This is a genomic window from Vibrio sp. B7 (assembly GCF_963888765.1).
GTDB classification, from domain to species: Bacteria; Pseudomonadota; Gammaproteobacteria; order Enterobacterales; family Vibrionaceae; genus Vibrio; species Vibrio anguillarum.
Genome location: NZ_CAWPKR010000033.1, coordinates 325,643 through 351,702 on the forward strand (window position 1 = coordinate 325,643; position 26,060 = coordinate 351,702).

General features: G+C 44.4%; 23 protein-coding genes and 2 tRNA genes. 20 read left to right on the forward strand and 5 right to left on the reverse strand.

Annotated features, from left to right (window positions below; all coding sequences use genetic code 11):
* Positions 1-82: 82 nt before the first annotated feature.
* A complete protein-coding gene (gene ompU, locus AACV32_RS10975) occupies positions 83-1,078 on the reverse strand; it encodes a porin OmpU (protein WP_017049782.1) in 996 nt (331 codons plus the stop codon).
* Positions 1,079-1,633: 555 nt separating this feature from the next.
* On the opposite strand from ompU, the gene greA reads away from it, so the two are divergent.
* Positions 1,634-2,107, forward strand: a complete 474-nt coding sequence (gene greA, locus AACV32_RS10980; protein ID WP_013857625.1) for a transcription elongation factor GreA — start codon at positions 1,634-1,636, stop codon at positions 2,105-2,107.
* 88 nt (positions 2,108-2,195) lie between these two features.
* Here the strand turns inward: greA and yhbY are convergent, their stop codons facing one another.
* Positions 2,196-2,492, reverse strand: coding sequence for a ribosome assembly RNA-binding protein YhbY (gene yhbY, locus AACV32_RS10985; RefSeq protein WP_010318529.1), 297 nt, complete (start codon positions 2,490-2,492; stop codon positions 2,196-2,198).
* Positions 2,493-2,611: 119 nt separating this feature from the next.
* Between yhbY and rlmE the strand changes: the two genes are divergently transcribed.
* From rlmE to AACV32_RS11070, 17 genes are all read left to right on the forward strand, one after another.
* Positions 2,612-3,241: a 23S rRNA (uridine(2552)-2'-O)-methyltransferase RlmE gene (gene rlmE, locus AACV32_RS10990; protein ID WP_010318530.1), complete on the forward strand. Its 630-nt coding sequence runs from the start codon at positions 2,612-2,614 to the stop codon at positions 3,239-3,241.
* Positions 3,242-3,339: 98 nt separating this feature from the next.
* Complete coding sequence (ftsH, locus tag AACV32_RS10995; protein ID WP_017049783.1) at positions 3,340-5,289, forward strand: ATP-dependent zinc metalloprotease FtsH; 1,950 nt, start codon at positions 3,340-3,342, stop codon at positions 5,287-5,289.
* A 58-nt stretch (positions 5,290-5,347) separates the two neighbouring features.
* Positions 5,348-6,178 carry a dihydropteroate synthase gene (folP, locus tag AACV32_RS11000; protein ID WP_170894989.1) on the forward strand — a complete coding sequence of 277 codons (831 nt, stop codon included), beginning with the start codon at positions 5,348-5,350 and terminating at the stop codon, positions 6,176-6,178.
* Between the two features lie 22 nt (positions 6,179-6,200).
* Positions 6,201-7,541: a phosphoglucosamine mutase gene (gene glmM, locus AACV32_RS11005; RefSeq protein ID WP_170894988.1), complete on the forward strand. Its 1,341-nt coding sequence runs from the start codon at positions 6,201-6,203 to the stop codon at positions 7,539-7,541.
* Positions 7,542-7,804: 263 nt separating this feature from the next.
* Positions 7,805-8,140: a preprotein translocase subunit SecG gene (secG, locus tag AACV32_RS11010; RefSeq protein ID WP_010318534.1), complete on the forward strand. Its 336-nt coding sequence runs from the start codon at positions 7,805-7,807 to the stop codon at positions 8,138-8,140.
* A 26-nt stretch (positions 8,141-8,166) separates the two neighbouring features.
* Positions 8,167-8,250 (forward strand) — tRNA-Leu (locus AACV32_RS11015).
* A gap of 54 nt (positions 8,251-8,304) precedes the next feature.
* Positions 8,305-8,381 (forward strand) — tRNA-Met (locus tag AACV32_RS11020).
* Between the two features lie 210 nt (positions 8,382-8,591).
* Positions 8,592-9,047 (forward strand): ribosome maturation factor RimP, encoded by a 456-nt coding sequence (rimP, locus tag AACV32_RS11025; protein ID WP_013857619.1) that lies wholly within the window; start codon positions 8,592-8,594, stop codon positions 9,045-9,047.
* A gap of 36 nt (positions 9,048-9,083) precedes the next feature.
* The gene (nusA, locus tag AACV32_RS11030) at positions 9,084-10,571 is read left to right on the forward strand and encodes a transcription termination factor NusA (protein WP_013857618.1); all 1,488 of its coding nucleotides are present in this window, start codon (positions 9,084-9,086) and stop codon (positions 10,569-10,571) included.
* A 24-nt stretch (positions 10,572-10,595) separates the two neighbouring features.
* Positions 10,596-13,310, forward strand: coding sequence for a translation initiation factor IF-2 (gene infB, locus AACV32_RS11035; protein WP_170894987.1), 2,715 nt, complete (start codon positions 10,596-10,598; stop codon positions 13,308-13,310).
* A 105-nt stretch (positions 13,311-13,415) separates the two neighbouring features.
* Positions 13,416-13,832, forward strand: a complete 417-nt coding sequence (gene rbfA / locus AACV32_RS11040; RefSeq protein ID WP_026028089.1) for a 30S ribosome-binding factor RbfA — start codon at positions 13,416-13,418, stop codon at positions 13,830-13,832.
* Positions 13,833-14,783: a tRNA pseudouridine(55) synthase TruB gene (truB, locus tag AACV32_RS11045; RefSeq protein WP_013857615.1), complete on the forward strand. Its 951-nt coding sequence runs from the start codon at positions 13,833-13,835 to the stop codon at positions 14,781-14,783. It abuts the gene before it with no gap.
* Positions 14,784-14,892: 109 nt separating this feature from the next.
* Complete coding sequence (rpsO, locus tag AACV32_RS11050; RefSeq protein WP_010318921.1) at positions 14,893-15,162, forward strand: 30S ribosomal protein S15; 270 nt, start codon at positions 14,893-14,895, stop codon at positions 15,160-15,162.
* A gap of 316 nt (positions 15,163-15,478) precedes the next feature.
* Positions 15,479-17,605, forward strand: coding sequence for a polyribonucleotide nucleotidyltransferase (gene pnp / locus AACV32_RS11055; RefSeq protein WP_010318920.1), 2,127 nt, complete (start codon positions 15,479-15,481; stop codon positions 17,603-17,605).
* A 152-nt stretch (positions 17,606-17,757) separates the two neighbouring features.
* Entirely contained in the window at positions 17,758-18,678 is a 921-nt protein-coding gene (gene nlpI, locus AACV32_RS11060) for a lipoprotein NlpI (RefSeq protein ID WP_170894986.1), read from the forward strand.
* A gap of 119 nt (positions 18,679-18,797) precedes the next feature.
* Positions 18,798-19,208 (forward strand): MarR family winged helix-turn-helix transcriptional regulator, encoded by a 411-nt coding sequence (locus AACV32_RS11065; protein WP_010318918.1) that lies wholly within the window; start codon positions 18,798-18,800, stop codon positions 19,206-19,208.
* 40 nt (positions 19,209-19,248) lie between these two features.
* Positions 19,249-20,589 carry an MATE family efflux transporter gene (locus AACV32_RS11070; RefSeq protein WP_170894985.1) on the forward strand — a complete coding sequence of 447 codons (1,341 nt, stop codon included), beginning with the start codon at positions 19,249-19,251 and terminating at the stop codon, positions 20,587-20,589.
* Between the two features lie 37 nt (positions 20,590-20,626).
* Here AACV32_RS11070 and AACV32_RS11075 read toward each other — a convergent pair whose 3' ends face one another.
* The 3 genes from AACV32_RS11075 to AACV32_RS11085 form a co-directional block, all read right to left on the reverse strand.
* The gene (locus tag AACV32_RS11075) at positions 20,627-21,505 is read right to left on the reverse strand and encodes a U32 family peptidase (protein WP_026028344.1); all 879 of its coding nucleotides are present in this window, start codon (positions 21,503-21,505) and stop codon (positions 20,627-20,629) included.
* Between the two features lie 16 nt (positions 21,506-21,521).
* Complete coding sequence (gene ubiU, locus AACV32_RS11080; protein ID WP_170894984.1) at positions 21,522-22,535, reverse strand: ubiquinone anaerobic biosynthesis protein UbiU; 1,014 nt, start codon at positions 22,533-22,535, stop codon at positions 21,522-21,524.
* A gap of 101 nt (positions 22,536-22,636) precedes the next feature.
* The gene (locus AACV32_RS11085; RefSeq protein WP_026027438.1) at positions 22,637-24,685 is read right to left on the reverse strand and encodes a bifunctional diguanylate cyclase/phosphodiesterase; all 2,049 of its coding nucleotides are present in this window, start codon (positions 24,683-24,685) and stop codon (positions 22,637-22,639) included.
* 196 nt (positions 24,686-24,881) lie between these two features.
* On the opposite strand from AACV32_RS11085, the gene ubiT reads away from it, so the two are divergent.
* Positions 24,882-25,409 (forward strand): ubiquinone anaerobic biosynthesis accessory factor UbiT, encoded by a 528-nt coding sequence (ubiT, locus tag AACV32_RS11090; protein WP_010318913.1) that lies wholly within the window; start codon positions 24,882-24,884, stop codon positions 25,407-25,409.
* A complete protein-coding gene (locus AACV32_RS11095) occupies positions 25,393-25,896 on the forward strand; it encodes a GNAT family N-acetyltransferase (RefSeq protein ID WP_094146863.1) in 504 nt (167 codons plus the stop codon). The genes ubiT and AACV32_RS11095 overlap by 17 nt, the downstream gene beginning before the upstream one ends.
* Positions 25,897-26,060: the final 164 nt, after the last annotated feature.

The window sequence follows — 26,060 nt, forward strand, 5'->3', positions numbered from 1 at the left end:
CGGAGTGTGCATACAGTATAGCGAGATAAAAAAACGCCTGCTAGCAAGCAGGCGTTTTAAATCTATGACATTAAGCCAAGAATTAGAAGTCGTAACGTAGACCTAGTGCTAGTTCGTCTTCAGATTTAGCTTTACCTACTTTGTCTGAATCAAGTAGGTTGAAGTTGTAAGAGATGTACGAACGGAAGTTAGGTTTGAAGAAGTAAGTTGCATCAACTGCAAAGTTATCAGCTTCATCTGCTTTATTGCCAGAATTTTTAGATTCTAGGTAGTTGTAAGTAGAAGTGAATACAGCTTGACCCATAGTGTATTTTGCTGCTAGCTCATAACCAGTTTTATCTGTTTTGCTATTTGCTGCTTTGTCTTGACCATCAACAAAAGTACCAGCGAAGTAGAAATCAGAGATAGCGTAAGACGCTGCTAGCATATATTGATCAGAAGACGCATTCGCTGCTGTATCTTGATCTGCGTAACCCGCACCTAGCTTAACGCCAGTGTCGCCGATTGCGTAGATAGCTGATAGAGAGTAGCCATCTGCATTGTTGTCTGTGATTGCAGACGTGCTTTCTTGACGGTCAGCAAAACGGTAGCTTGCTTTAACGCCTAGATCAGCAAATTGACCTTTATAAGCAACCATGTTGTCTACGCGGTCTGCTACAGCGATTTTATACGCTGCTGAGTTGCCGTGGTAAGACATGATATCAGTAAAGTCAGTGATAACACCTAGCGCGCCGTCATTTTTACCGTAAGTTACTTCACCGAAGTTACCGCCGATACCAGCATAAGTATAACGGTTTTCTAAATCACCTTTTTGGTCAGCTTTACCGTCGTCAGCAGTAGTAAATTCACCTTCGTAGAAACCAACACCGTATAGGCTATCGTTGATCGCTACTTTACCTAGGAAGTTTAGACGTACGCGAGTTTTATCTTCCGCTTTGCCATCTTTAAGAGAAAGACGTGCTTCTGCGCGGCCGCCCATTTCTAGAGATGTACCGTCTTGGTTGTATAGCTCACCAGCATTTACACCAGTTACTACTGCAGCAGCTGATACTGCTAAAGCAATCAGAGTTTTGTTCATCTTATTTAGTCCTAATTTACTGTCCATAAATATTTTTATTTGCGACGTCTATATCGTCCTTCGAGTGCTTTTGAACATTGAGTTGCATAGGTTGGGTTTTGTAAACCTTCACTAACGTACAACCAAACGTTACTAGCATTTCGTGTTCTACTTTTTACTCTTAAGTTCCGAAATTAGTTAGTAAAATGATATAAAACAGGTTTATGAACACCGTTTTATTTTGTGTAAATAAATATCAAGTCTTTGTTTTTTATTTGGTTTATTGGTTTTTATCAACTGGTCTGAATAGTTTGTTTTTTTATTTTTTTTTAGTGAAGTGGGTCGGTTTTTTGTGCAAAAACATTCGTGAAAATGAGCTTTGTGTCTGTTTTTTATCACTTTCCCCCAAACTCATTCACAGAAACCTGACAGGGGTCACGTGTGATTTAAGATGATTTAGTCACGAAGTTTGATTACACTGATTAGCAACTATGTTAATCCATGTACTACCTAACCTTTGTTGTGTTGGGTAGTTTTGTTTTGCCCAAATACGAATTTTGGCATTAGAGGTATAAAATGGAAAAAGTTCCAATGACAGTTCGTGGTGAACAATTGCTGCGCGAAGAGTTAGATAGGCTGCTAAAATTACGTCCACAAATTACCCAAGCTATTGCAACCGCACGTGAACTTGGCGACCTAAAAGAAAATGCGGAATATCACGCTGCTCGAGAAGAGCAAGGTATTTGTGAGGCTCAAATTCGTGATATTGAATATAAGCTATCTGTTGCTCAGGTGATCGATATCACTAAAATGGAAAATACAGGCAAAGTGATTTTTGGTTCAACAGTGACATTGATTGACAGTGATACTGATGAAGTGAAACGCTACCAGATTGTGGGTGAAGATGAAGCTGAGATTAAATCTGGGCGCATTTCTGTCAGCTCACCGATTGCCCGCGGTTTGATCGGTAAAATGGAAGGTGATGAGGTGATTATCGCCACTCCTGGTGGTGATAAAGATTTCGAAATCGATAAAGTTGAATACCTCTAATTCATTTCAACAACAATCAAAAAGGTCGCAGTGTGCGACCTTTTTTTGTCTGTATCCATCAGAGTCAGAGCGTCGATAACGCGACTGATTACTTACGAGGGATCTCGATTTTACGTTGCTCGGTTTGACGAAATAGTACGAGAATCTTACCAATGGTTTGTACTTTTTCTGCGCCAGTCTCACGCACGATAGCATCGATAATCAACTGCTTAGTTTCGCGATCTTCGGATGCTACTTTCACTTTGATCAGTTCGTGGTGGTTGAGGGCAATCTCGATTTCCGCTAGAACAGCCTCAGTGAGTCCATTCGCGCCCATCAGTACAACAGGTTTCAAACTGTGTGCTAGGCCTTTAAGGTGCTGCTTTTGTTTGGTGCTTAGGTTCATTATGCGGCCAATTTTATTTAATATAAGGGTTGAAAAAAGCTATTTTAACGCCATCTATCCCTGAAGACTATATTTTCTACCATACTTTCTTGGATGGAAACATTTCAGTTAGGAATCGAATGAGTAAACAGAAGCATTCGGCCAGCTCTAGTCGCTGGTTGAAAGAACATTTTGATGATAAATACGTGAATGAAGCCAAAAAGAGAGGTTATCGTTCGCGTGCTATTTTCAAAATAGAAGAGATTCAAAATAAAGATAAACTGCTTAGGCCAGGAATGACTGTTGTGGATTTAGGGGCGGCTCCCGGCGGGTGGTCTCAATATTCAGCGGGTATCGTCGGTGATAAAGGCCGAGTGATCGCGTGTGATATTTTGCCGATGGATCCTATTGTTGGCGTTGCTTTCTTACAAGGCGATTTTCGTGAAGAGGCGGTACTGGAAGCACTATTAGATCGTATACAGCCTGATATGGTTGATGTAGTGATGTCAGACATGGCACCTAACATCGCCGGAAATAATTCGGTTGATCAGCCAAGGGCAATGTATTTGGTTGAACTAGCTCTAGATATGTGTCGACAAGTTCTTACTCCAAATGGTAGTTTTGTGGTCAAGGTTTTTCAGGGAGAAGGCTTTGATGATTATGTCAAAGAAGTTCGAAACCTGTTTAAAGTCGTGAAAATAAGAAAACCAGACTCTTCGCGAGCTCGCTCAAGAGAAGTCTTTGTTGTAGCCACTGGTTACAAAGGTTAACGTTTTTGCTGTACAAGGCATAAGTTAACATATGGCTACAGGTTACAAACTGTAGTACCCTACCTTTAATTACAATTAGTTATCGCGAGGCTTACACCTTGAGTGATATGGCAAAAAATTTAATTCTGTGGCTAGTTATAGCTGTCGTTTTAATGTCGGTATTCCAGAGCTTTGGCCCTGGTGATAGTAACGGCAAAGCAGTGGATTACACCACGTTCGTACAGGAAGTTGGCCAAGGCCAGATTCAAGAAGCTCAATTTAACAATAGTGAAATTTCCTTTACTCGTAGAGGCGGTGGTACTCGCTATGTAACTTACATGCCCGTGTACGATCAAAAACTGCTTGATGATTTGATTAATCAAAACGTTAAAGTACAAGGTACACCACCAGAAGAGCAAAGTTTGCTCGGGACCATTTTTATCTCTTGGTTCCCCATGATCCTACTGATCGGTGTTTGGATATTCTTCATGCGTCAAATGCAAGGTGGCGGTGGCAAAGGTGCCATGTCATTTGGTAAGAGCAAAGCTCGAATGATGAGTGAAGAGCAAATCAAAACCACGTTCGGTGATGTGGCTGGTTGTGACGAAGCGAAAGAAGATGTGAAAGAGCTTGTGGATTACTTGCGTGATCCGAGTCGCTTCCAAAAACTGGGTGGGAAAATTCCAACGGGTGTTTTGATGGTTGGTCCTCCTGGTACAGGTAAAACATTACTGGCCAAAGCAATTGCTGGTGAGGCGAAAGTACCGTTCTTCACTATATCTGGTTCTGATTTCGTTGAAATGTTTGTTGGTGTCGGTGCATCTCGTGTACGTGACATGTTCGAGCAAGCGAAAAAGGCTTCACCTTGTATCATCTTTATTGATGAGATTGATGCGGTAGGTCGTCAACGTGGTGCTGGTGTCGGCGGCGGTCACGATGAGCGTGAGCAGACTTTAAACCAAATGTTGGTTGAAATGGATGGTTTTGAAGGCAATGAAGGCGTTATCGTCATTGCGGCAACTAACCGTCCAGACGTTTTAGACCCAGCATTGCTGCGTCCGGGGCGTTTTGACCGTCAAGTGGTGGTCGGTTTACCTGATGTTCGCGGTCGTGAACAGATCTTGAAAGTTCATATGCGCAAAGTACCTTTAGCTGGTGATGTTGAACCTTCATTGATTGCTCGCGGAACACCGGGTTTCTCTGGTGCCGATTTGGCGAACTTAGTGAACGAGGCGGCGTTATTCTCTGCTCGCGGTAACAAACGCAATGTTTCAATGGTTGAGTTTGAGTTAGCAAAAGACAAAATCATGATGGGTGCTGAACGTCGTTCGATGGTGATGTCTGAAGAAACTAAAGCATCAACAGCTTATCATGAAGCAGGACACGCCATTGTTGGTCGTTTGGTACCTGAACATGACCCTGTTTATAAAGTATCGATTATTCCACGTGGTCGAGCTTTAGGTGTGACGATGTACTTGCCTGAACAAGACAGAGTTAGCATGTCGAAGCTGCATCTTGAGTCTATGATTTCAAGCTTGTATGGCGGTCGTTTAGCGGAAGAGTTAATTTACGGCCCAGAAAACGTTTCAACTGGTGCATCAAACGATATCGAACGTGCGACAGCCATTGCTCGTAAAATGGTTACTCAATGGGGCTTTTCGGAAAAACTTGGCCCATTGTTGTATGCAGAAGATGAAGGTGAAGTCTTCTTAGGGCGCAGCGTGACTCAAACTAAGCATGTGTCTGAAGATACTGCTAAGTTGATTGATGACGAAGTTCGTAAAATTATTGACCGCAACTATGATCGTGCGCGTAAAATCCTTGAAGAGAATATGGATATTATGCATGCAATGAAAGATGCGTTGATGAAATACGAAACGATTGATGCAGGCCAAATTGATGACTTAATGGAGCGTAAAACCGAGATTCGCGAACCTGCAGGTTGGGCTGATCAAGCCAAAGCTCAAGCAGAAAAAGCGGAAGCGGAAAAAGCTCAAGAGCCAAAAGTAGAGCCAGCAGCAGAAGACGAAGTAGCCACTGAGTCCTCAGAAAAGAAAGATGCTGAGTAATCGTTAATATTCAAATTAAACCCCGAGCTTTCTCGGGGTTTTTGTGTTTTAGAGCAAAATGAAGATTCAAACCCCAACAAAGACACTTATCCTCGATCGTCCTCATGTCATGGGTATCTTGAACATGACTCCGGATTCATTTTCCGATGGTGGAAAATTTAACGCGTTAAATTTGGCACTAGAGCATGCCGATAAAATGATTGCCGCAGGTGTCAGCATTATTGATATTGGAGGGGAGTCAACTCGGCCGGGGGCTCCAGAAGTGACTCTCGATGACGAATTATCTCGTGTTATTCCTATTATTAAAGCTATTCGTGCAAAGTATGACGTCTGGATTTCAATTGACACCAGTAAAGCTGAGGTGATGCGTCAGGCGGTTGAGGCTGGTGCTGACTTGATTAATGATGTTCGTGCACTGCAAGAGCCGGGGGCATTAGAGGCTGCGGCTAAAGCACAAGTGCCTGTCTGTATCATGCATATGCAAGGCCAGCCACGAACGATGCAAACCAGCCCACATTATCAAGATGTGTTAGCGGATGTTAAGCTCTTTCTAGAAGATCGAGTTGCAGCGTGCGAGCGCGTAGGGATCGCGCGTGCAAATATTATCCTCGACCCCGGTTTTGGATTTGGCAAAACCATTGAGCATAATTATTATCTGCTTGCACATCTAGACGCATTTCATCAGCTAGGTTTGCCGATATTGGCTGGGATGTCTCGTAAGTCAATGATTTTTAAACTACTCAATAAAAAACCAGCTGAATGTATGGTGGCGAGCGTTACCTGCGCGGCTGTAGCGGCAATGAAAGGTGCACAGATTATTCGTGTCCATGATGTGAACGAAACCATTGAAGCAATGAAAATAGTACAAACCATTATTCAAAATAGTTAACAATAATCATTAAGGAAAAATCATGTCTGACAAAAGACGTTACTTTGGTACAGATGGTGTCCGCGGTAAAGTTGGACAGTATCCTATCACTCCCGATTTCGTATTAAAACTTGGCTGGGCGGCTGGACGTGTATTGGCAAAACAAGGCACGAAAAAAGTCATTATTGGTAAAGATACGCGTATTTCAGGTTATATGCTTGAGTCGGCTCTAGAAGCGGGCTTAGCCGCTGCAGGATTAAAGGCGATTTTTACCGGACCTATGCCGACGCCAGCTGTTGCTTACCTGACTCAAACCTTTCGTGCGGAAGCGGGGATCGTTATCTCAGCGTCGCATAACCCTTATTACGATAACGGCATCAAATTCTTCTCATCCGAAGGGACTAAATTACCTGATGAAATTGAATTGGAGATCGAAGCTGAATTGGATAAACCGATTGAGTGTGTCGAGTCTGCCGAACTTGGTAAGGCTTCACGTATGGTCGACGCTGCAGGGCGGTATATCGAGTTTTGTAAAAGTACCTTTCCATCGCAATGGAATTTATCAAAGCTGAAAATCGTCGTTGACTGTGCTCATGGTGCCACCTATCACATCGCGCCTAATGTCTTTAAGGAACTTGGTGCTGAAGTGATAGCAATGGGGGTTGAGCCAGATGGTCTGAATATTAATGACGAAGTTGGAGCAACGGATGTCCGCGCGTTGCAACAGCGCGTTGTGGCAGAAAAAGCAGATTTAGGACTGGCATTTGATGGTGATGGCGATCGCTTAATTATGGTTGATGAGCTTGGTAATAAAGTGGATGGAGATCAAATTGCCTATATCATCGCCCGTGATGCCCTGAGACGTGGAGAATTAAAAGGTGGTGTTGTTGGAACGCTAATGACAAACCTTGGTATGGAAAACGGCTTAAAGCAGTTAGGTATCCCTTTTGTGCGAGCGGCGGTTGGTGACCGTTATGTGATGGAAAAATTGCTGGCAAAAGGTTGGAAAATTGGCGCAGAAAATTCAGGGCACATCATACTGCTAGACAAAGTGACTACGGGTGATGCGATTGTTGCGGCGTTGCAAGTTCTTGCTTCCGTTGTGGGCAGTGAAATGTCGCTCAATGAACTGGCTAAAGGCATGACGCTTTACCCGCAGGTTTTAGAAAACGTACGTTTTAGTGGTGATTCCAACCCATTAGAAGCCGAAGCGGTAAAAGCGGCTGTAGCTGCCGTAGAAACGGAACTTGGTAACCAAGGTCGAGTGCTCTTGCGTAAATCAGGTACTGAACCTTTATTGCGCGTGATGGTGGAAGGGGAAGATGCTGAGCTAGTAAAAAATTCAGCATTAAAGATAGCGCAAGCGGTTAAAGATAATTGCTAACCAGACAAATAATATGAGTTAACCTAGGATTTCATGACCGTAATTCGGCTTGAAATCTTATGGTTAGCTATACACATAGGGTGTTGTTGCCCTTTTTTTAACCGCTTGAAGCATAAACTCCATTTTTTTATAAAATACTCCTTGTCAGCATGGGATGCATTCGTTAGTATTGCGTCCGCCTTCGTTGAGGAGGTCGCTAGCCTTGTTCAAGTCAGTTGATAAGAACGGCGCTGGCTCAACTATTTGGAACATAGGTGGAAGTAATGTTTACAGTTCTACTTGTGATTTACCTGTTGGCAGCGCTTGGTATCATTGGCCTAGTGTTAATTCAACAAGGTAAAGGCGCAGATATGGGAGCCTCTTTCGGTGCTGGCGCGTCAAACACTGTGTTTGGTGCTAGTGGCTCAGGAAATTTCCTAACCCGAATGACTGCAATTTTTGCAACCGTATTCTTCATTCTTAGTTTGGCATTGGGCAATTTGTCTACGCATAAAACTGAATCACAATGGATTGACCCAACTAAAGGTCAAGTGATTGAGCAAACTACGGATACAGCGAGTGACGTTCCAGTAAAATCTGGTGACGAAATCCCGCAATAACTTATCTTAGATAAGTACAAATAATTGCCGAGATGGTGAAATTGGTAGACACACTAGCATGAGGTGCTAGCGCCTTAGGTGTGAGGGTTCGAGTCCCTCTCTCGGCACCATTATTTACAAACTTGTAAATCACTTGATAGAGCGTATAATGCTCGCAAGTCGGACGCGGGGTGGAGCAGCTTGGTAGCTCGTCGGGCTCATAACCCGAAGGTCGTCGGTTCAAATCCGGCCCCCGCAACCAATTCTTTTTGGGTTTTGGATGCAAGTTTGTGCAGTGTCAACCTCACTGCAATTGAGAATTTAGATTCTCAATCATCAGGGTCCAGCAACAAAAAACCCCGACTAATCGGGGTTTTTTGTTATCTGAGTTTCTCAAGTATGAGATTTTCAGATAGTTGCTTGGAATTTAAATTGGGCTCTGTGCCCTTTTTTTGTTTCTGGAGTGGTTTAAATGACTGGTTTAGAAAGACAACTTACTGAAATGCTTGACGCTCCAGTAGCTGCATCAGGTTATGAGTTAGTTGGATTAGAATTTATTCGTGCCGGAGAGCACTCAACATTACGCATCTATATTGATCATGAAAACGGTATTAACGTTGATGATTGCGCAGAAGTGAGCCATCAAGTGAGTGCTGTGCTCGATGTTGAAGATCCAATTTCTGTGGCTTACAACCTAGAAGTTTCTTCACCAGGTTTAGAGAGACCACTTTTTAAAGCAGCGCATTATGAACAGTTTATTGGTCACGAAGTCAGCATCGTTTTGAAAATGGGTGTCGGCAACCGTCGCAAATGGAAAGGAATTATCCATTCTATTGATGGCGAAACCGTTGCAATTAGCGTTGATGGGAAAGAAGAACTATTTGCGCTAAGCAATATTTCTAAAGCTAACCTGATCCCTAAATTTTAGTTCTCCTAGAGAAAAGAGCTTAAGAGGCTAGATTAAATGAGTAAAGAAATTTTAGCGGTAGTTGAGGCGGTTTCGAACGAGAAGGCCGTACCTCGTGAGCGTATTTTTGAGGCGCTTGAAACTGCGCTTGCCACATCAACAAAGAAGAAACATGAAATTGAAGTCGATGTACGTGTTGCTATCGACCGTAAAACGGGTGAGTTTGAAACTTTTCGCCGTTGGTTAATCGTTGAAAATGTTGAACATCCAACAAAAGAAATTTCATACGATGCAGCTAAATACGACGACGAAACAGCTGAACTTGGTCAATATATTGAAGATCAAATTGAATCAGTGACCTTTGACCGTATTACAACACAAACAGCAAAACAAGTTATCGTACAAAAAGTGCGTGAAGCTGAACGTGCGCAAATCGTCGAACAGTTTATTGATAACGAAGGTGAGTTGGTTACTGGCGTTGTTAAGAAAGTAAACCGTGATTCGGTTATTCTGGATTTAGGTAATAACGCTGAAGCGGTTATTTTACGTGATGACCAGCTACCGCGTGAAAACTTTCGTCCAGGTGACCGAGTTCGTGGTCTGCTATATGCTGTACGCCCTGAAGCGCGCGGATTCCAACTCTTCATTACTCGTTCAAAACCAGAAATGCTCGCTGAGCTATTCCGTGTAGAAGTGCCAGAAATCGGTGAAGAGCTGATTGAATTGAAAGCCGCGGCTCGTGATCCGGGTTCGCGTGCGAAAATTGCAGTCAAAACCAATGACAAACGCATTGACCCTGTGGGCGCGTGTGTCGGTATGCGTGGAGCACGTGTTCAAGCCGTATCGAGTGAGCTCGGCGGTGAGCGCATTGATATCGTTCTTTGGGATGATAACCCAGCTCAATTTGTTATCAATGCAATGGCACCAGCAGATGTTGCATCGATCATCATGGATGAAGATACGCATTCAATTGATATTGCTGTTGAAGCGGATAACCTAGCGCAAGCAATCGGTCGTAATGGTCAAAACGTACGTCTCGCTTCTCAACTGACTGGTTGGGAATTGAATGTTATGACGGTTGCTGATCTACAGAAAAAACATCAAGAAGAATCGATGGCTTCTATTGAAAACTTTATGAAGTACCTCGATATCGAGCAAGACTTCGCTGAGTTATTGGTTGAAGAAGGCTTCTCAACGCTTGAAGAAGTGGCTTATGTGCCAGTTGCTGAGCTACTTGAAGTTGACGGCCTAGATGAAGATATCATCGAAGCATTGCGTACTCGCGCGAAGAATGCGTTGACCACGATTGCGCTAGCACAAGAAGAGTCTTTTGAAGGGCTAGAGCCAGCAGAAGATCTGCTCGCACTAGAAGGTTTAGAGCGTGAAATGGCCTTTAAACTCGCAGCGAAAGGCATAGTCACATTAGAAGATCTTGCTGACCAAGGTATTGATGACCTCGAAAATATTGAAGGTTTAACAGAAGAGCGTGCAGGTCAATTGATCATGGCAGCGCGCAATATTTGTTGGTTTAGCGAAGAAGAATAATTCTCAGCAAGGGGAGAGAGCGGCATGACACAACTTACAGTTAAAGCACTGAGTGAAGAAATTGGTACGCCAGTTGACCGCTTGTTAGAACAACTTGCTGATGCAGGCATGAACAAAACGAGTTCTGATAACGTTTCTGATGATGAAAAGCATAAGCTACTGTCACATCTTAGAAAAGAGCACGGTGATACCACTGGTGACTCAGAGCCGACTCGTTTGACGTTGCAGCGAAAAACACGCAGCACATTGAGCGTCAATGCCGGCGGCGGCAAAAGTAAGAATGTTCAAGTTGAAGTGCGTAAAAAACGTACCTACGTTAAGCGCAGTACAGTAGACGATGAAGCAGCACGTGAAGCGGAAGAAGCCGCGCAACGTGAAGCACAAGAATTAGCAGAGCGCGAAGCCGAAGAAAAAGCAAAGCGCGAAGCCGAAGAAAAAGCAAAGCGTGAAGCCGAAGAAAAAGTGAAGCGTGAGGCACAAGAGAAAGCGAAGGTTGAAGCACAAACGAATGCAACAGCTAACGCGGATGAGAAAGCAAAACGTTCTGCAGTGAAACCAGAACTTTCTGCTGAAAATAAAATGAAGCAAGAAGCAGCGCGAAAAGAAGCCGAAGAGCTTAAACGTCGTCAAGAAGCCGAAGCATTACGTAAAGCTGAAGAGGAAAGTCAGCGCCAGCTAGAAATAGCACGTGAATTGGCTGAGAAGAATAAAGAGCGTTGGTCTGCTGAAGAAGAGAAAAAGGGTAGTATGGAAGAAAATACAGATTACCATGTTACGACTTCAACGTATGCACGTGAAGCCGAAGATGAAGCAGATCGCCGTGAAGAAGGTGCTAGCCGTAAATCTACGAAAGCTAATAAGAGCAAAATCTCATCTCAGGATGATAAGCAAGAGCGCGGTACGCGCCGAGGCAAAGCTCGTAAAGGTCGTATGGCTAAACCTGCATCGATGCAACATGGTTTTGATAAAACAGCGGTTGTCGCTAAGCAAGATGTTGTGATCGGTGAAACGATTGTTCTTTCTGAACTGGCAAACAAAATGTCAGTGAAAGCAACTGAAGTTATCAAAGTGATGATGAAGATGGGCGCAATGGCAACCATCAACCAAGTGATCGACCAAGAAACCGCGCAATTAGTCGCTGAAGAAATGGGTCATAAAGTTCTCATCCGCAAAGAGAATGAACTGGAAGAAGCGATCCTTTCTGACCGTGATAACAAGTTTGAAGCAGTGCCTCGTGCGCCAGTTGTTACTATCATGGGTCACGTTGACCACGGTAAGACATCAACACTTGATTACATCCGTCGCACACACGTTGCATCAGGCGAGGCCGGTGGTATTACTCAGCACATTGGTGCTTACCACGTTGAAACACCAAACGGTATGATCACCTTCCTTGATACTCCTGGACACGCTGCGTTTACTTCAATGCGTGCTCGTGGTGCTCAAGCGACAGATATCGTTGTATTGGTTGTTGCAGCAGATGATGGCGTAATGCCACAAACGGTTGAAGCGATTCAACATGCGAAAGCGGCGAATGTGCCACTTATCGTTGCAGTAAACAAAATCGATAAAGATGGCGCGAACCCAGATGGCGTGAAAAATGAGCTTGCTCAACACAACATCATTCCTGAAGAGTGGGGCGGTGAGAACATGTTTGTTCACATCTCTGCGAAACAGGGAACCAATATTGAAGGCCTACTAGAAGCTATCCTACTTCAAGCTGAAGTTCTTGAGCTTCATGCTGTTAAAGATGGTATGGCGTCTGGTGTGGTGGTTGAGTCTCGTCTTGATAAAGGCCGTGGCCCTGTGGCAACCGTTCTTGTTCAATCAGGAACACTACGCAAAGGCGACATCGTACTGTGTGGTCAAGAATATGGTCGTGTTCGTGCGATGCGCGACGAAACTGGTAACGAAGTTACGGAAGCGGGCCCATCAATTCCTGTTGAAATTCTAGGTTTGTCTGGTGTTCCAGCTGCCGGTGATGAAGCAACAGTAGTTCGTGATGAGCGTAAAGCACGTGAAGTGGCAAATTATCGTCAAGGTAAATTCCGTGATGTGAAGCTTGCACGTCAGCAGAAATCTAAGCTCGAAAACATGTTCTCTAACATGACAGCGGGCGAAGTGGCTGAACTGAACGTGGTACTAAAAGCAGACGTTCAAGGTTCGGTTGAAGCCATTGCTGATTCACTGCGTAACCTTTCAACTGATGAAGTGAAAGTGAACATCGTGGGTTCTGGTGTGGGTGGTATCACAGAAACTGACGCAGTACTTGCAGCAGCTTCTAACGCTATCGTACTTGGCTTTAACGTTCGTGCTGATGCATCAGCACGTCGTACTATCGAATCTGAAAACTTAGACCTACGTTACTACTCAATCATTTATCAATTGATTGATGAAGTAAAAGCGGCCATGAGCGGCATGCTAGCACCAGAGTTTAAGCAAGAGATCATTGGTCTTGCTCAGGTTCGTGAAGTATTTAAATCACCTAAACTAGGTGCAGTTGCTGGTTGTATGGTGACTGAAGGCGTTATCAAACGTAATAGCCCTATCCGTGTTCTACGTGATAACGTGGTTATCTACGAAGGTGAGCTTGAGTCGCTACGTCGCTTTAAAGATGACGTGCAAGAAGTGAAGAATGGCTACGAATGTGGTATCGGCGTTAAGAACTACAATGATGTTCGCGTTGGTGACCAAATCGAAGTCTTCGAAACAGTGGAAATTAAACGTACACTGGATTAATTGACTGACGTTGCTGTATTGAAATAGACAGTAATCGGTTGTTGAATACACCATGGGGGGCTGGGTTGAACCATCCCCCCATTCTTTCTATATGTGAGAAAAGATATGTCAAAAGAATTTAGCCGCACGCAGCGCGTATCCCAACAGCTGCAAAAAGAACTCGCCATGATCATACAACGTGAAGTCCGTGACTCACGCTTAGGTATGGTGACGATTTCAGAAGTCGAAGTGTCACGTGACCTTGCTTATGCAAAAGTGTTTGTGACGTTTCTATGCGTTGGTGAGCAGACCCCAGAAAGCTGCTTAGCTGCGTTAAAAGAGCATGAAGTTCATATCCGCATGATGCTTGGCAAACGTATTCGCTTACGTTTGACACCAGAAATTCGCTTCACTTATGACAATACTTTGGTTGAAGGTATGCGCATGTCCAACTTGGTGACTGAAGTGGTCAGCAATGATAAGCGCAGACAGAAAGATGCAGGACGTGAAGATGAAGCGTCTGCAGAAGAAGGGAATGAATAGATGGCTCGTCGTCGTAAAGGTCGCCCAATCAACGGGGTAATTTTACTGGATAAGCCAACGGGTATCTCCTCGAATGATGCCTTACAAAAAGTAAAACGTATTTATTTTGCAGAAAAAGCCGGACACACTGGCGCGCTCGATCCTTTGGCAACAGGAATGTTGCCTATTTGCCTTGGTGAAGCGACAAAATTCTCTCAGTTTTTACTTGATTCAGATAAGCGTTATCGAGTCATTGCAAAACTGGGTGAGCGAACCAATACCTCTGATTCAGACGGAGAGGTAGTGGAAACACGTCCAGTCAATGTGCAATTAAATACCCTGCGAGAGTGCATCGAGCGTTTTCGTGGTGAAACCGACCAAATTCCGTCAATGTTTTCTGCACTGAAGTATCAAGGCCGTCCTCTATATGAATACGCTCGTGAAGGCATTGATATTCCTCGCGAATCTCGAAAAATCACTGTCTATGATATTGAATTGATCCGTTTCGAAGGTGATGAAGTTGAAATGGATGTGCACTGTTCGAAAGGCACGTATATCCGCACTATCGTGGATGACTTAGGTGAAATGCTTGGTTGTGGCGCACATGTGACCATGCTGCGTCGTACTGCGGTCGCGAAGTACCCATATGAGAAGATGGTGACTTTAGAGCAACTTGATGCATTGCTGCAACAGGCGCTGCGTGATGATGTCGCACCGAAAAATGTGTTGGACTCGTTATTGATGCCAATGGACAGTGCGGTGCAAGATTTGCCGGAAGTTAACCTTATTCCTGAGTTGGCAGACATGGTACAACATGGCCAACCAGTGCAAGTGTTGGGTGTGCCACTTGATGGCACAGTGCGCATGACCATGGGTGAAGAGAAACTCTTTATCGGTGTGGGTGAAATTGACCAAGATGGTCGTGTTGCGCCTAAGCGATTGGTCGTTTTTAGAGACGAAGAGTCGCTTTAAATAGCTATTGCTTAACGTTGGGGATTTCCCTATAATCCCGGCTTCGCGTAGCGGCTGAATCAGAGATTGGCTGCTACACCTTTAAACTTACTCTTATTAGGAGAGCATTATGTCTCTGAATGCAGAAACTAAAGCGGCAATCGTTGCTGAATACGCACGTGGCGAAGGCGACACTGGTTCACCAGAAGTACAAGTAGCACTACTAACTGCTTCTATCAACCACCTACAAGGTCACTTCAAAACTCACAAAGGCGATCACCACAGCCGTCGTGGTCTACTACGTATGGTTTCAAGCCGTCGTAAGCTTCTAGACTACCTAAAAGGTAAAGATTTAGGTCGTTACCAAGACCTAATCAAACGTCTTGAGCTACGTCGCTAAGATCAGTTTGTTCAGAAAAGGGGCTTTTAGCCCCTTTTTTGTTATCTAAATTTGGCACAATCTCTCCTAAGTCGCTATACTACCCGCCGTTAAAGTCTGTTGTATGTACTTTAACGCTTCATACTCATAGCATTACAGTCACCGAAGTCGGCCAGCAGGTCGCGGCTATTAAAAGTAGCGTTCAGATACCAGTGGGAGCGGCAAGCCCAACGCTTTGTTTCCCGTGATATAGAGCCTATTTTTACTAGTCGCGATTCGTAATGTCTTGAGTGTTATTTCATTCAATCTAGAGGCAACTCTAGAGCAAGGATAAACAATGTTTGATAAACCAGTAGTGAAATCATTCCAATACGGTAATCATACCGTCACTCTAGAAACCGGCGTTATCGCACGCCAAGCTACATCGGCCGTTATGGTCACTATGAACGATACCGCGGTATTCGTTTCTGTTGTTGGTAAAAAAGAAGCAGTAGAAGGTCAAGACTTCTTCCCTCTTACTGTTAACTACCAAGAGCGTACTTACGCAGCGGGTAAAATTCCAGGTGGCTTCTTCAAGCGTGAAGGTCGTCCATCAGAAGGCGAAACTTTGACTGCGCGTCTGATTGACCGCCCAATTCGTCCTCTTTTCCCTAATGCATTTAAAAATGAAGTTCAAGTCATCGCGACAGTGATGTCTGTAAACCCAGACGTTCAACCTGACATCGTAACTATGATTGGTACTTCAGCAGCACTTGCTATCTCTGGTATTCCATTCAATGGTCCTATTGGCGCGGCGCGCGTGGGTCACATTGATGGTCAATTAGTGCTTAACCCAAGCATGACCGAGCTTGCTGTATCTCGTCTTGATCTTGTGGTTGCAGGTACAGACAACGCGGTACTGATGGTTGAGTCAGAAGCGGATAACCTAACTGAAGAAGAAATGCTAGCAGCGGTTGTTTACGGCCACGACCAACAACAAGCTGTGATTAAAGCGATCAATGAATTTGCTGCTGAAGTTGCCACTCCAGCTTGGGATTGGGTTGCTCCTCAAGAGAACACAGTACTTAACAGCAAGATCGCTGAACTAGCAGAAGCTAAGCTTGTTGAAGCTTACAAAATCACTGAAAAAATGGCTCGTTACGACCGTATTCATGAAATTGCTGCTGAAGTAAACAAAGTAATTCTTGCTGAAGATCCTGAAGCAAATGCGAAAGAAATCCACACTATCTTCCACGATCTAGAGAAGACGGTTGTACGTCGTAGCATTATTGCTGGCAACCCACGTATTGACGGTCGTGAAAAAGACATGGTTCGTGCGCTAGACGTACGCACTGGTATTCTTCCTCGTACTCACGGTTCTGCACTATTTACTCGTGGTGAAACTCAGGCAATCGTAACCGCTACTCTTGGTACTCAGCGTGATGCTCAAATCATCGATGAGCTAACAGGTGAGCGTAAAGATAACTTCCTACTACACTACAACTTCCCTCCATACTGTGTGGGCGAAACTGGTTTTGTAGGCTCTCCTAAGCGTCGTGAAATCGGCCACGGTAAACTGGCTAAGCGTGGTATCGCTGCCGTTATGCCTTCAGTGGAAGAGTTCCCATACACAGTTCGTGTAGTATCAGAAATCACAGAATCTAACGGTTCATCTTCAATGGCTTCGGTATGTGGTACTTCTCTTGCTCTGATGGATGCAGGTGTACCAATCAAGTCTTCAGTTGCAGGTATTGCAATGGGTCTTGTTAAAGAAGGCGATGATTTCGTTGTTCTTTCTGACATTCTTGGTGATGAAGATCACCTAGGTGATATGGACTTTAAAGTAGCGGGTACTAACCAAGGTATCACTGCACTGCAAATGGACATTAAGATCGAAGGTATCACCAAAGAGATCATGCAAATTGCGCTAAACCAAGCACAAGGTGCACGTAAGCATATCCTTTCTGTGATGGATCAAGCGATCTCTGGTGCTCGTGCTGAGATTTCTGAATTTGCACCACGCATTTACACCATGAAGATCAGCTCTGAGAAAATCAAAGACGTGATCGGTAAAGGTGGTGCTGTGATCCGTGCTCTAACTGAAGAGACGGGCACAACCATTGAAATCGAAGATGACGGTACAATCAAGATTGCGGCAACCGATAGCGCTCAAGCTAAAGAAGCGATTCGTCGCATTGAAGAGATCACGGCTGAAGTTGAAGTCGGCGCTATCTATACTGGTAAGGTCGCTCGTCTGGCTGATTTTGGCGCGTTCGTTAACATTCTTCCTGGTAAAGATGGTCTGGTACACATTTCTCAAATCGCGGATCAACGCATCGAGAAAGTGTCTGATTACTTGAAAGAAGGCCAAGAAGTTCAAGTTAAAGTACTTGAAATCGACCGCCAAGGCCGTGTTCGTCTAAGCATGAAAGAAGCGGTAGAGAAACCAGCTGAAGAAGTTGTTGCAGCACCAACGGCTGAATAAGGCCACTTTAAGCTTGAGAAGCACGGCGCTTTAGTCGCCTTTTCAACATAAAGCATGATATAAAGGGAGCGTTATTCGCTCCCTTTTTCATGCCTAGATTAATGCGATACACCCACTTATCTTGGGCTTTGGGGTACACAGGAGTTTTATTTGTGAAATGGTTTCCAACGGCCGCATTGAGTGCTTTGATACTGATAATGTCGGGCTGCGCGTCAACTCAAAATGACAATCAAAGTCAATGGGTATACCCTCCGATGGCAGTGCCATTGCAGTCTTCATTACAGCAACAAGTTCAGATAGCGCGTTTGACGCAACTGCTACAACGTACTGATCTGCCTGATGATGTGCGGGCCAAAATGTTTTATGAGCGTGGTAACAACTATGACAGTGTTGGGCTACGCACTTTAGCACGTTTAGATTTTGAGCAGTCGCTCGCGTTTAACCCGGCGCAGCCTGATATCTTTAATTTATTAGGCGTGTATTACACGCAAGTTGCAGAGTTTGATGCCGCTTATGAGGCATTTGATTCGACATTAGAACTTGAACCTGACAATTTTTACGCTGAGCGTAACAGAGCCATCGCACTTTATTACGGCGACCGTACAGAACTTGCGCTGGAAGAGATTCGCGCACATTATCAACATGACCCTAGCGATCCCTTTCGTGCATTGTGGCTATATATTATTCAAAGTGAAAGCGAGCCTTTGCAGGCACGTGTGGATCTCTTCAATCGCTATAAAGTTCGAGATGATCAATGGGGATGGCTCTTGGTTGCGTTAACGCTTAAAGAGATATCGGAAGAGCAAGCTTTTAAGATGATCTTAGAAGAAGGCAGCGGTAATGCGATACAAGCACAGCGTTTAACTGAAGTCTATTTTTATCTCGCTAAGCGTTACCAACAAGAGGGAAATTACGCGCACGCGATCGCCTTGTACAAGCTTGCGTTGTCATTTAACGTCTACGAATATGTTGAGCATCGATACGCTTATCTTGAATTGGGGAAAATTTTCCAGCAAGTAAGAGCCGACTATTTAGCTAAGGCGAAATCAGAACAGCCAGAGTCTCAGCAATAAATACCTTGCTATATCCTTTCCCTTAAAGCCGCTGACTTTTTCAGCGGTTTTTTTGTTGCTTAACGATCTAAAGATCCATAAAATAGTTAGCCTTGATAACTATTTAAATTTAAAAAACAGTGAAACTAGAAGCTAACTTAGAAAAATTAGAGCGTTTTAGTGCCAAAATCTGGCGTCGGTATAGCAAAGCTGATCCCATTTCACAATTGAGCTTTAATGAATATGATTACCTTAAAGTGATTCAAAGCTCTTCTTTGCCACTGCGCTTAACTGATTTAGCCAATGAGATGGAAGTGAGTAAACCATCGGTATCAAATATGGTTAAAAGGCTTAAAAATAAAGGGTTGGTTCAGACGGCACAATGCCAAGATGATGCGCGTTCTTACCGAGTTTCTCTCACCGATACTGCGCGTGAGCATTTAGCGGATGAAGCGAAAGTGTACGCTGTTGTCGCAGAGCAAGTGACTAAGCATCTCTCGGAAGAAGAAGCACTGTGTTTTAATATGTTGCTATCCAAAGTATTACTTTAATTTACTTATATAGTTAGCTTTGCTAACTATGGTGTCTGTTATGAAAAATTCAATTTACCGCCAATTTTGGCGCTATACCATTCCGACCGTGGCAGCTATGTTAGTCAATGGCTTGTATCAAGTGGTGGATGGTATTTTTATTGGTCATTATGTTGGTGCTGAGGGATTGGCGGGCATTAACGTTGCGTGGCCTATTATTGGCTTTATTTTAGGGCTTGGCATGTTGGTGGGCGTTGGAACTGGTGCTCTGGCTTCGATCAAGCAAGGTGAAGGGAACATGGCGGCAGCTAAGCAAGTGCTTGCTACTGGCCTATTGTTGCTTGTGATGCTAGCTCCCGTGGTGGCGATAATTCTATGGTTTCTTGCGGACGATTTCATTGCGTGGCAAGGTGTTGAAGGACGAGTCTACGAACTTGGCTTGCAATATTTGCAGGTATTAGTGATCGCTTGTGTCTTTACGCTTGGCTCTATTGCTATGCCTTTCTTGTTACGAAACGACGACAGCCCTAATTTAGCCACATTGCTGATGGTGAGTGGTGCGATAATCAATATTCTCTTTGATTATCTGTTTATTGCCGTTTTACATTGGGAACTTACTGGTGCCGCCATAGCAACGGCACTCGCACAATTAAGTGTGACTGTATTAGGTATAGGCTATTTCTTTTCGACGCGAGCCAAGTTGCAGCTGTCACTCTCGGTGATGAGGGTGCAATGGTCGTTGTTACCTAAGATTGTTGCGATTGGTACTTCAAGCTTTTTTATGTATGCCTACGGTTCGATGATGGTGGCGGTGCACAACAGCCTATTTGCTCACTATGGCAGCGCGGTACTTGTTGGGGCATACGCGATATTAGGCTATATCGTCACGGTTTATTACTTAACGGCAGAGGGCATCGCGAATGGTATGCAGCCGTTAGTTAGCTTCAATTATGGTGCCAAAAACTATCTTCATATTAGAAAACTGCTCAAAATTGCAATGAGCATTGCCGTGCTTGGCGGGCTGGGTTTTGTGGTGCTGCTGAACTTGTTTTCCACTCAGGTTGTTGCGGTCTTCAATTCAACTGACCCGCAATTGATGGCAAGCGCTGTACTGGGCTTAAAACTGCATATGTTTGCGTTGTTTTTGGATGGATTTTTAGTTGTCGCCGCCGCCTTTTACCAAGCGACCAATCGCGGCAGTAAGGCGATGTTTGTCACCATTGGTAATATGGCGATCCAACTACCGTTCTTGTATTTGTTACCTAAGTTATATGGTGTGACTGGTGTGTGGATTGCCTTCCCCATTTCCAATATTGCGTTAAGTTTGGTGGTGGGTTTGATGTTGTGGCGAGATTTGCGTGCACTACCTTATGATAACGCGAAGCAAACCGTGTTCGCTTAACAAGAGCCTCCCCCTTGTCTCTAGGGGGAGGCTACGCTCAGCTTTGTTGAATCGCTAGGCCCGGTAATTGGTGCCAATAGCCGTTACATTGGTGATTGGTTAAAGGGGAGGGATGCTCTCCTTTTTCATTGGCCTTGAACTGCGACAGATGTTCGAATGTCTCAAGACCTAGTGGGCTTAAACGAACGACATCGACTAATCCCGCCATGCTTGGTAAATCATTAGCAAGGTTATAGCAATAGCCCGACTGGGTTTGGATACCGTTGAGGTTAAATACCGCTTGGCCTTCTTGGCTGTGAACCTGAATTCCGGTTGGATATTTGATACAGCAAGTCTCACATTCATCCTTCGCGCGGTTTTCGGCCCGTGCGGTAAAGCAGCGTGCGGAGTAAGCCAGTGGCAGGTATCCGTGGCTAAAAACTTCTACTTCAAACTGGTTTTTGATACCAAGCTCATCACATTGTTGCAATACATTGATTAGCCAATCACGGGAGAGTTCAACAGGCATGCACCAACGGATCATCCCTTGCTTTAGGAACAGTTGCAGTGTGCGCGCGTTGTAAGCATTCACGGCGGGCCCAACCACAAAAGGAAGGCGTTTTTCACTGGCGAGTTGAATCGCCGAAACGTCATTGGCTTCAATCGCAAAATCGCCATTCTCAATATACTTTTTCATCACATTGATTTCGCTCGGCGCTTCCAGTAGCGCCATGGTTGAGATCACAACCTGTTTATCCGCTTGTGAAAGCGCTTTGGCGATCTCAAACCAGTGTTGTGGTTTTATCTCACGTCGCTTGGAGCAGACCGATTCACCCAAATAGATCACATCAGCAGGGCTACTGATTGCCTGTTGATAAAAACTTTCTACCTCTTGTTTGGGCCAGAAATAGAGTAAAGGACCCAGCGCATATTTCATTCTCTTCTCCATTCTCTTATTGCCATTGGCGATGGTACGCGCCGAGTGTCGTTTGCGTGCCTTCAGAAACGTTGGCTAAGGCGGTGTTCCAAGCCGTTTCTACTTGGTAGGCTTGTGGATTTGCTTGGTAGCGATCAATCGCCGCTCGCCAGGTTTTAGTCACTTGCTCCACATATGCAGGGCTACGTTGGCGACCTTCAATTTTGACGGAAGCAACGTTGGCTGCAAACAGTTCTGGTAATAGTGATAACGTATTTAAACTGGTTGGTTCTTCCAGTGCGTGGTAGCGTTTAGGTTGCCCATCGATCTGCGCTTCAAAACGACCTTTGCACAAGGTTGGGTAGCCTGCATTTTCTCCGGCTGCGTATTTATCAATCAAAATTTCGTTTAAGCGAGATTCCAAACCTGAGTCCGTTTCTTGCCAGCGGACATACTTCGCGGGCGAACAGGCTCCGACAGTATTGGGTGATTCTCCCGTCATATAGGAAGAGAGATAACAGCGCCCTTCAGACATAATACATAAGCTGCCAAAGGCAAATACTTCAAGCTCGACGTCACTAATCATATTACGTGAGAGCTGTTTGACTTGATGGATTGATAGCACTCGCGGTAACACCACCCGTTTTATATTGAAATTTTGTTTATAAAACTCGATAGCGGCGACGTTGGTGGCGGAGGCTTGCACAGAAAGATGCAGTTCCAGATCTGGATATCGGTTCGCGGCATAATCCAATACCGCGATATCGGCGATGATCAACGCATCCACGCCTAAACTGGCTGCATTATCGACGGCGTGAGTCCAACGCTCGAAGCCATTAGGGTGGGCGAAGGTATTTAACGCGACATGAATTTTTTTATGGTGATCATGAACATATTGCACCGCTTTATCTAACTTCTTACCTGCGAAATTAAGGCCAGCAAAGTGGCGAGCATTAGTATCATCTTTGAAGCCGATATAAACCGCATCTGCACCACAATCGATCGCTGTTTTTAGAGCAGGCAGGTTACCTGCAGGACATAAAAGTTCCATTGATCCGTACGATATCTAAGGGAAAGTAGTGGTATTTTATGAAGCATTATGAATAGCAAATTTGATGTAAGGCAGGTTTGGGGCGAATAAACGAGATTTACTTATTTGGGAGTAGAACGATGACGACGATTTTGAACGAATAACTCTTCTACTTCCTGCCTCGGTTGTGGCCGATAAAAATGGAAGCCTTGAATTGAGTTACAGTTGAGATTAGAGAGTAGCGTGGCTTGTTGTTGGGTTTCCACACCTTCGGCAACGACCGTTAAGTTGAGTGATTTACCTAAATTGATGATGTTTTCAATGACGGTGATTTGTTTAGGAAGTGTATCGATATCCGTTATAAAAGCGCGGTCAATTTTAAGTTCATCAATCGGGAAGCGAGCGAGGTAAGAGAGCGAGGAATACCCCGTACCAAAGTCGTCAATGGACAGAGAAAAGCCCAGTTTTTTGATCGCGTTCAACATTTGCAAGGTGTGTTCGCTGTCGCTCATGACGGCACTTTCAGTCAGTTCAAATGTGATGCAGTTTGGATCAAGCTCCGTGGTGCGAAGCAGTTTTTCCATATAATCAATCAACTTCGGGTTACAAAACTGTTCGGGCGATAAATTGATCGCCACGCGACCTGGTAAAATACCTTGCAGCTTCCAGCGTTTTACGGTCGAGAAGACATCACGCATCACCACTCGGCCTAAATGTTCAATCAGCCCAGCTTTTTCCGCGACAGGGATAAAAGCGCCCGGGTTGATATACCCTTCCACAGGGTGTTTCCAGCGCACCAAAGCTTCCGCACCATTGATGCTGAAGTCGCGAGCATTTACTTTCGGTTGATACCACACTTCAAGGCCATTTTGTTGCAGCGCTTTTTGCAGTTCAATTTCAAGCCATAAGCGCATGCGCGCTTCTTTGTTCATTTGATCGTTGAACTTAATCAGACGGTTTCTACCACGATCTTTGGCTTCATACATCGCCGTATCGGCGTTTTGCAACAATACGCGTGCATCGCTACCGTCACCAGGGTAGGCGACACTACCTATGGAGCAGGCTAAGCGTTTACTGAAATGGTGCAGATCAAACGGTTGGTTAATCAAAGAAATGATGCGTTCAGCCAACATTTCAGCGGCGCGACTATTTTCAGGATCAGGCAGTATTAGTCCAAATTCATCGCCGCCAAGGTGGCCCACAATCGCTTGTTGCGGTAGTAAACGTTTTAGCCGTGCTGAGACCTCTTTAATGACTTTATCGCCAATATGATGGCCTAAAGAGTCATTGATGTTTTTGAAGTTATCAATGTCTAAATAGAGCATCACAAGGGGTGTTTCATTTTGAATGAACTGTTCTAAACGTTTAGTGAAACCAAAACGGTTATACAAGTTAGTCAGCGAGTCAATGTGGATATCGGCATGCATAGTCGAAGACAACTGCTTAGGTGCATCTTCTGCATCTTGAATCAAAATCAGTTGTGAGCTGTTGCCCAGCACGACGGTGGCTCCAGCGTGCAGTTGAACTTTACGTTCAAAGCCACACTTTGGCCCAGTGAGGCAGACCAATGGTGCCCCTGCGAGTAATAAACTAAGTGGAGAGCTGAATACGGTTTTACTTTTTTCATCGACAAACAAGCGCGATAACTCTTCACCAAGAAGCTCTGAGGTATTTTCAAAACCGAGTAAACGAGCCGATGCGGGGTTAGCAGAGATAATGCAGTCGTCATCGACCAGCAACAATCCATCAGGAAGCAAGCTAGTCAAGGTTGAAAATTTATTTTCCGACTCTTCTAATGAGCGAATGAGGATCTGTTTTTCGGAGGTGTCGATGGCGTGAAACACAATATTTTCGACTTTTTTATCACCCATGATAGGTGATAAAGAGAAATGCAAACTCGTTTCTAAATCGATCTCGTGAAGAGTCAGTTCGGTCTCAAGCGTTTCTCCTTGAAATGCCCGTTCATAATAGGGTTTGAGATGGCGGTAGAAATGCTCACCCAGAATTTGTGAGTCATTCATTCCAACCAATTCGGTTGTGCTCAGCCCTGCAATATCACAATAACGTTCATTGACCATCACATAGTTATGTTGGTCGTTCAAGATGGCAAAAAAGAACGGACTGTTCGACGTGATTTTTGCAAACCAATGTTGTAAATGTTGCGAAGGCATCAAGCTACTACCACTCTCCAGAGCACTTATATTCATGAGGATGTTACAACGTAAGTAACACATTAACTATAACTTTGATTACTAAGCTAGAAAAGGTTCTCAAACAATGTACGTTTTTTGATGCATCACAGGAATTTGCACCCCCACATCCATTATGATTAGGTACTATTGCATTACAAAGTAACGGATAACGCTCGTGATTCACAAGATTCGTACTCAACTAGTTCAAAACGCCGCTTCAATTTTGCGATCCCCAGTCCACTTCTTACCGCAAGTTGTACAAAAAAAAGCCTTGCTAGAAGGGTTGAAAACTATATTTCATGAGGCTTTGCAAGAAGGTGACTTTGAATTTCTTGATGGGAAATGGTTAAAGGTTTCAATTCGCGATTTGAATTTGAATTGGTATATCAGCTATCAAGCGGAACAACTTGTTGTGTCTGATAAGACGGAAGTGGAAGATGTCAGCTTTAGCGGTAACCTAAATGATATGGTGTTGATTGCTGGTCGAAAAGAAGATCCTGATACGCTGTTCTTTCAACGTCGACTCTCCATTGAAGGGGATACCGAACTGGGGTTAGAGGTGAAGAATCTGATGGACAGTGTTGACCTAGAGCTTTTACCAAAACCGTTCCAGATGTTAATTAATCAGCTAGCAGATTTTGTGCATAAGGGCGTACAATCGCCAGTGACACAAAATGAGGTAATGAATGCTTATTCGAACTGAAGCGCCAGCGGATATCTTAGCGATTGACCGCTTATTAAAATCAGCCTTTGAGACAGATGCTGAAGCTAATTTGGTCATGACATTAAGGGAAAACAGCCATTTGACGCTCTCTTTAGTGGCCTGTGATGATGACGGCGAAGTCGTTGGTCATGTGATGTTTAGCCCAGTCTTACTCAATGGTGAAGACTTAAATTGGCAAGGGCTTGCACCGTTAGCCGTGAAAAAAGAGTGGCGAAATCAAGGTGTCGCCGCCTCGTTGGTAAAAGAGGGGTTAATCTGTTTGGCTGAGTTCGATTATCCAGCTTGTGTGGTTTTGGGTGACCCGGATTATTATCAACGCTTTGGCTTTAAAGAGGCGGCGAAATTTGATTTTCGTTGTCGTTGGGATGTTCCAGTTGGCGCGTTTCAGATCGTTGCATTAGTCGACGGCGAATTGAGCGGACGAGCGGGTTTAATTGAGTATTGCCCAGAGTTCAACGAACTTTAATCACCGTATTTCTATTCAAAACAGGGAGCCCAGTGCTCTAATGCCGTTCACTTAAGGTGAGCGGCATTGTATTTTCTAGGGTATCGGCTTGGCTTTTTCTTCACGACTCTAGGGAAGGCTCTTTCTCGCCTTGGCTCAAGTATTAAGCTCCCACTCATTGCATA

Bases quoted from the DNA above. Each gene is read 5' to 3' on its own strand.
- ompU (WP_017049782.1), bottom strand. From the start codon at position 1,078: ATGAACAAAACTCTGATTGCTTTAGCAGTATCAGCTGCTGCAGTAGTA.
- greA (WP_013857625.1), top strand. From the start codon at position 1,634: ATGGAAAAAGTTCCAATGACAGTTCGTGGTGAACAATTGCTGCGCGAA.
- yhbY (WP_010318529.1), bottom strand. From the start codon at position 2,492: ATGAACCTAAGCACCAAACAAAAGCAGCACCTTAAAGGCCTAGCACAC.
- rlmE (WP_010318530.1), top strand. From the start codon at position 2,612: ATGAGTAAACAGAAGCATTCGGCCAGCTCTAGTCGCTGGTTGAAAGAA.
- folP (WP_170894989.1), top strand. From the start codon at position 5,348: ATGAAGATTCAAACCCCAACAAAGACACTTATCCTCGATCGTCCTCAT.
- glmM (WP_170894988.1), top strand. From the start codon at position 6,201: ATGTCTGACAAAAGACGTTACTTTGGTACAGATGGTGTCCGCGGTAAA.
- secG (WP_010318534.1), top strand. From the start codon at position 7,805: ATGTTTACAGTTCTACTTGTGATTTACCTGTTGGCAGCGCTTGGTATC.
- rimP (WP_013857619.1), top strand. From the start codon at position 8,592: ATGACTGGTTTAGAAAGACAACTTACTGAAATGCTTGACGCTCCAGTA.
- nusA (WP_013857618.1), top strand. From the start codon at position 9,084: ATGAGTAAAGAAATTTTAGCGGTAGTTGAGGCGGTTTCGAACGAGAAG.
- infB (WP_170894987.1), top strand. From the start codon at position 10,596: ATGACACAACTTACAGTTAAAGCACTGAGTGAAGAAATTGGTACGCCA.
- rbfA (WP_026028089.1), top strand. From the start codon at position 13,416: ATGTCAAAAGAATTTAGCCGCACGCAGCGCGTATCCCAACAGCTGCAA.
- truB (WP_013857615.1), top strand. From the start codon at position 13,833: ATGGCTCGTCGTCGTAAAGGTCGCCCAATCAACGGGGTAATTTTACTG.
- rpsO (WP_010318921.1), top strand. From the start codon at position 14,893: ATGTCTCTGAATGCAGAAACTAAAGCGGCAATCGTTGCTGAATACGCA.
- pnp (WP_010318920.1), top strand. From the start codon at position 15,479: ATGTTTGATAAACCAGTAGTGAAATCATTCCAATACGGTAATCATACC.
- AACV32_RS11070 (WP_170894985.1), top strand. From the start codon at position 19,249: ATGAAAAATTCAATTTACCGCCAATTTTGGCGCTATACCATTCCGACC.
- AACV32_RS11075 (WP_026028344.1), bottom strand. From the start codon at position 21,505: ATGAAATATGCGCTGGGTCCTTTACTCTATTTCTGGCCCAAACAAGAG.
- ubiU (WP_170894984.1), bottom strand. From the start codon at position 22,535: ATGGAACTTTTATGTCCTGCAGGTAACCTGCCTGCTCTAAAAACAGCG.
- AACV32_RS11085 (WP_026027438.1), bottom strand. From the start codon at position 24,685: ATGCCTTCGCAACATTTACAACATTGGTTTGCAAAAATCACGTCGAAC.
- AACV32_RS11095 (WP_094146863.1), top strand. From the start codon at position 25,393: ATGCTTATTCGAACTGAAGCGCCAGCGGATATCTTAGCGATTGACCGC.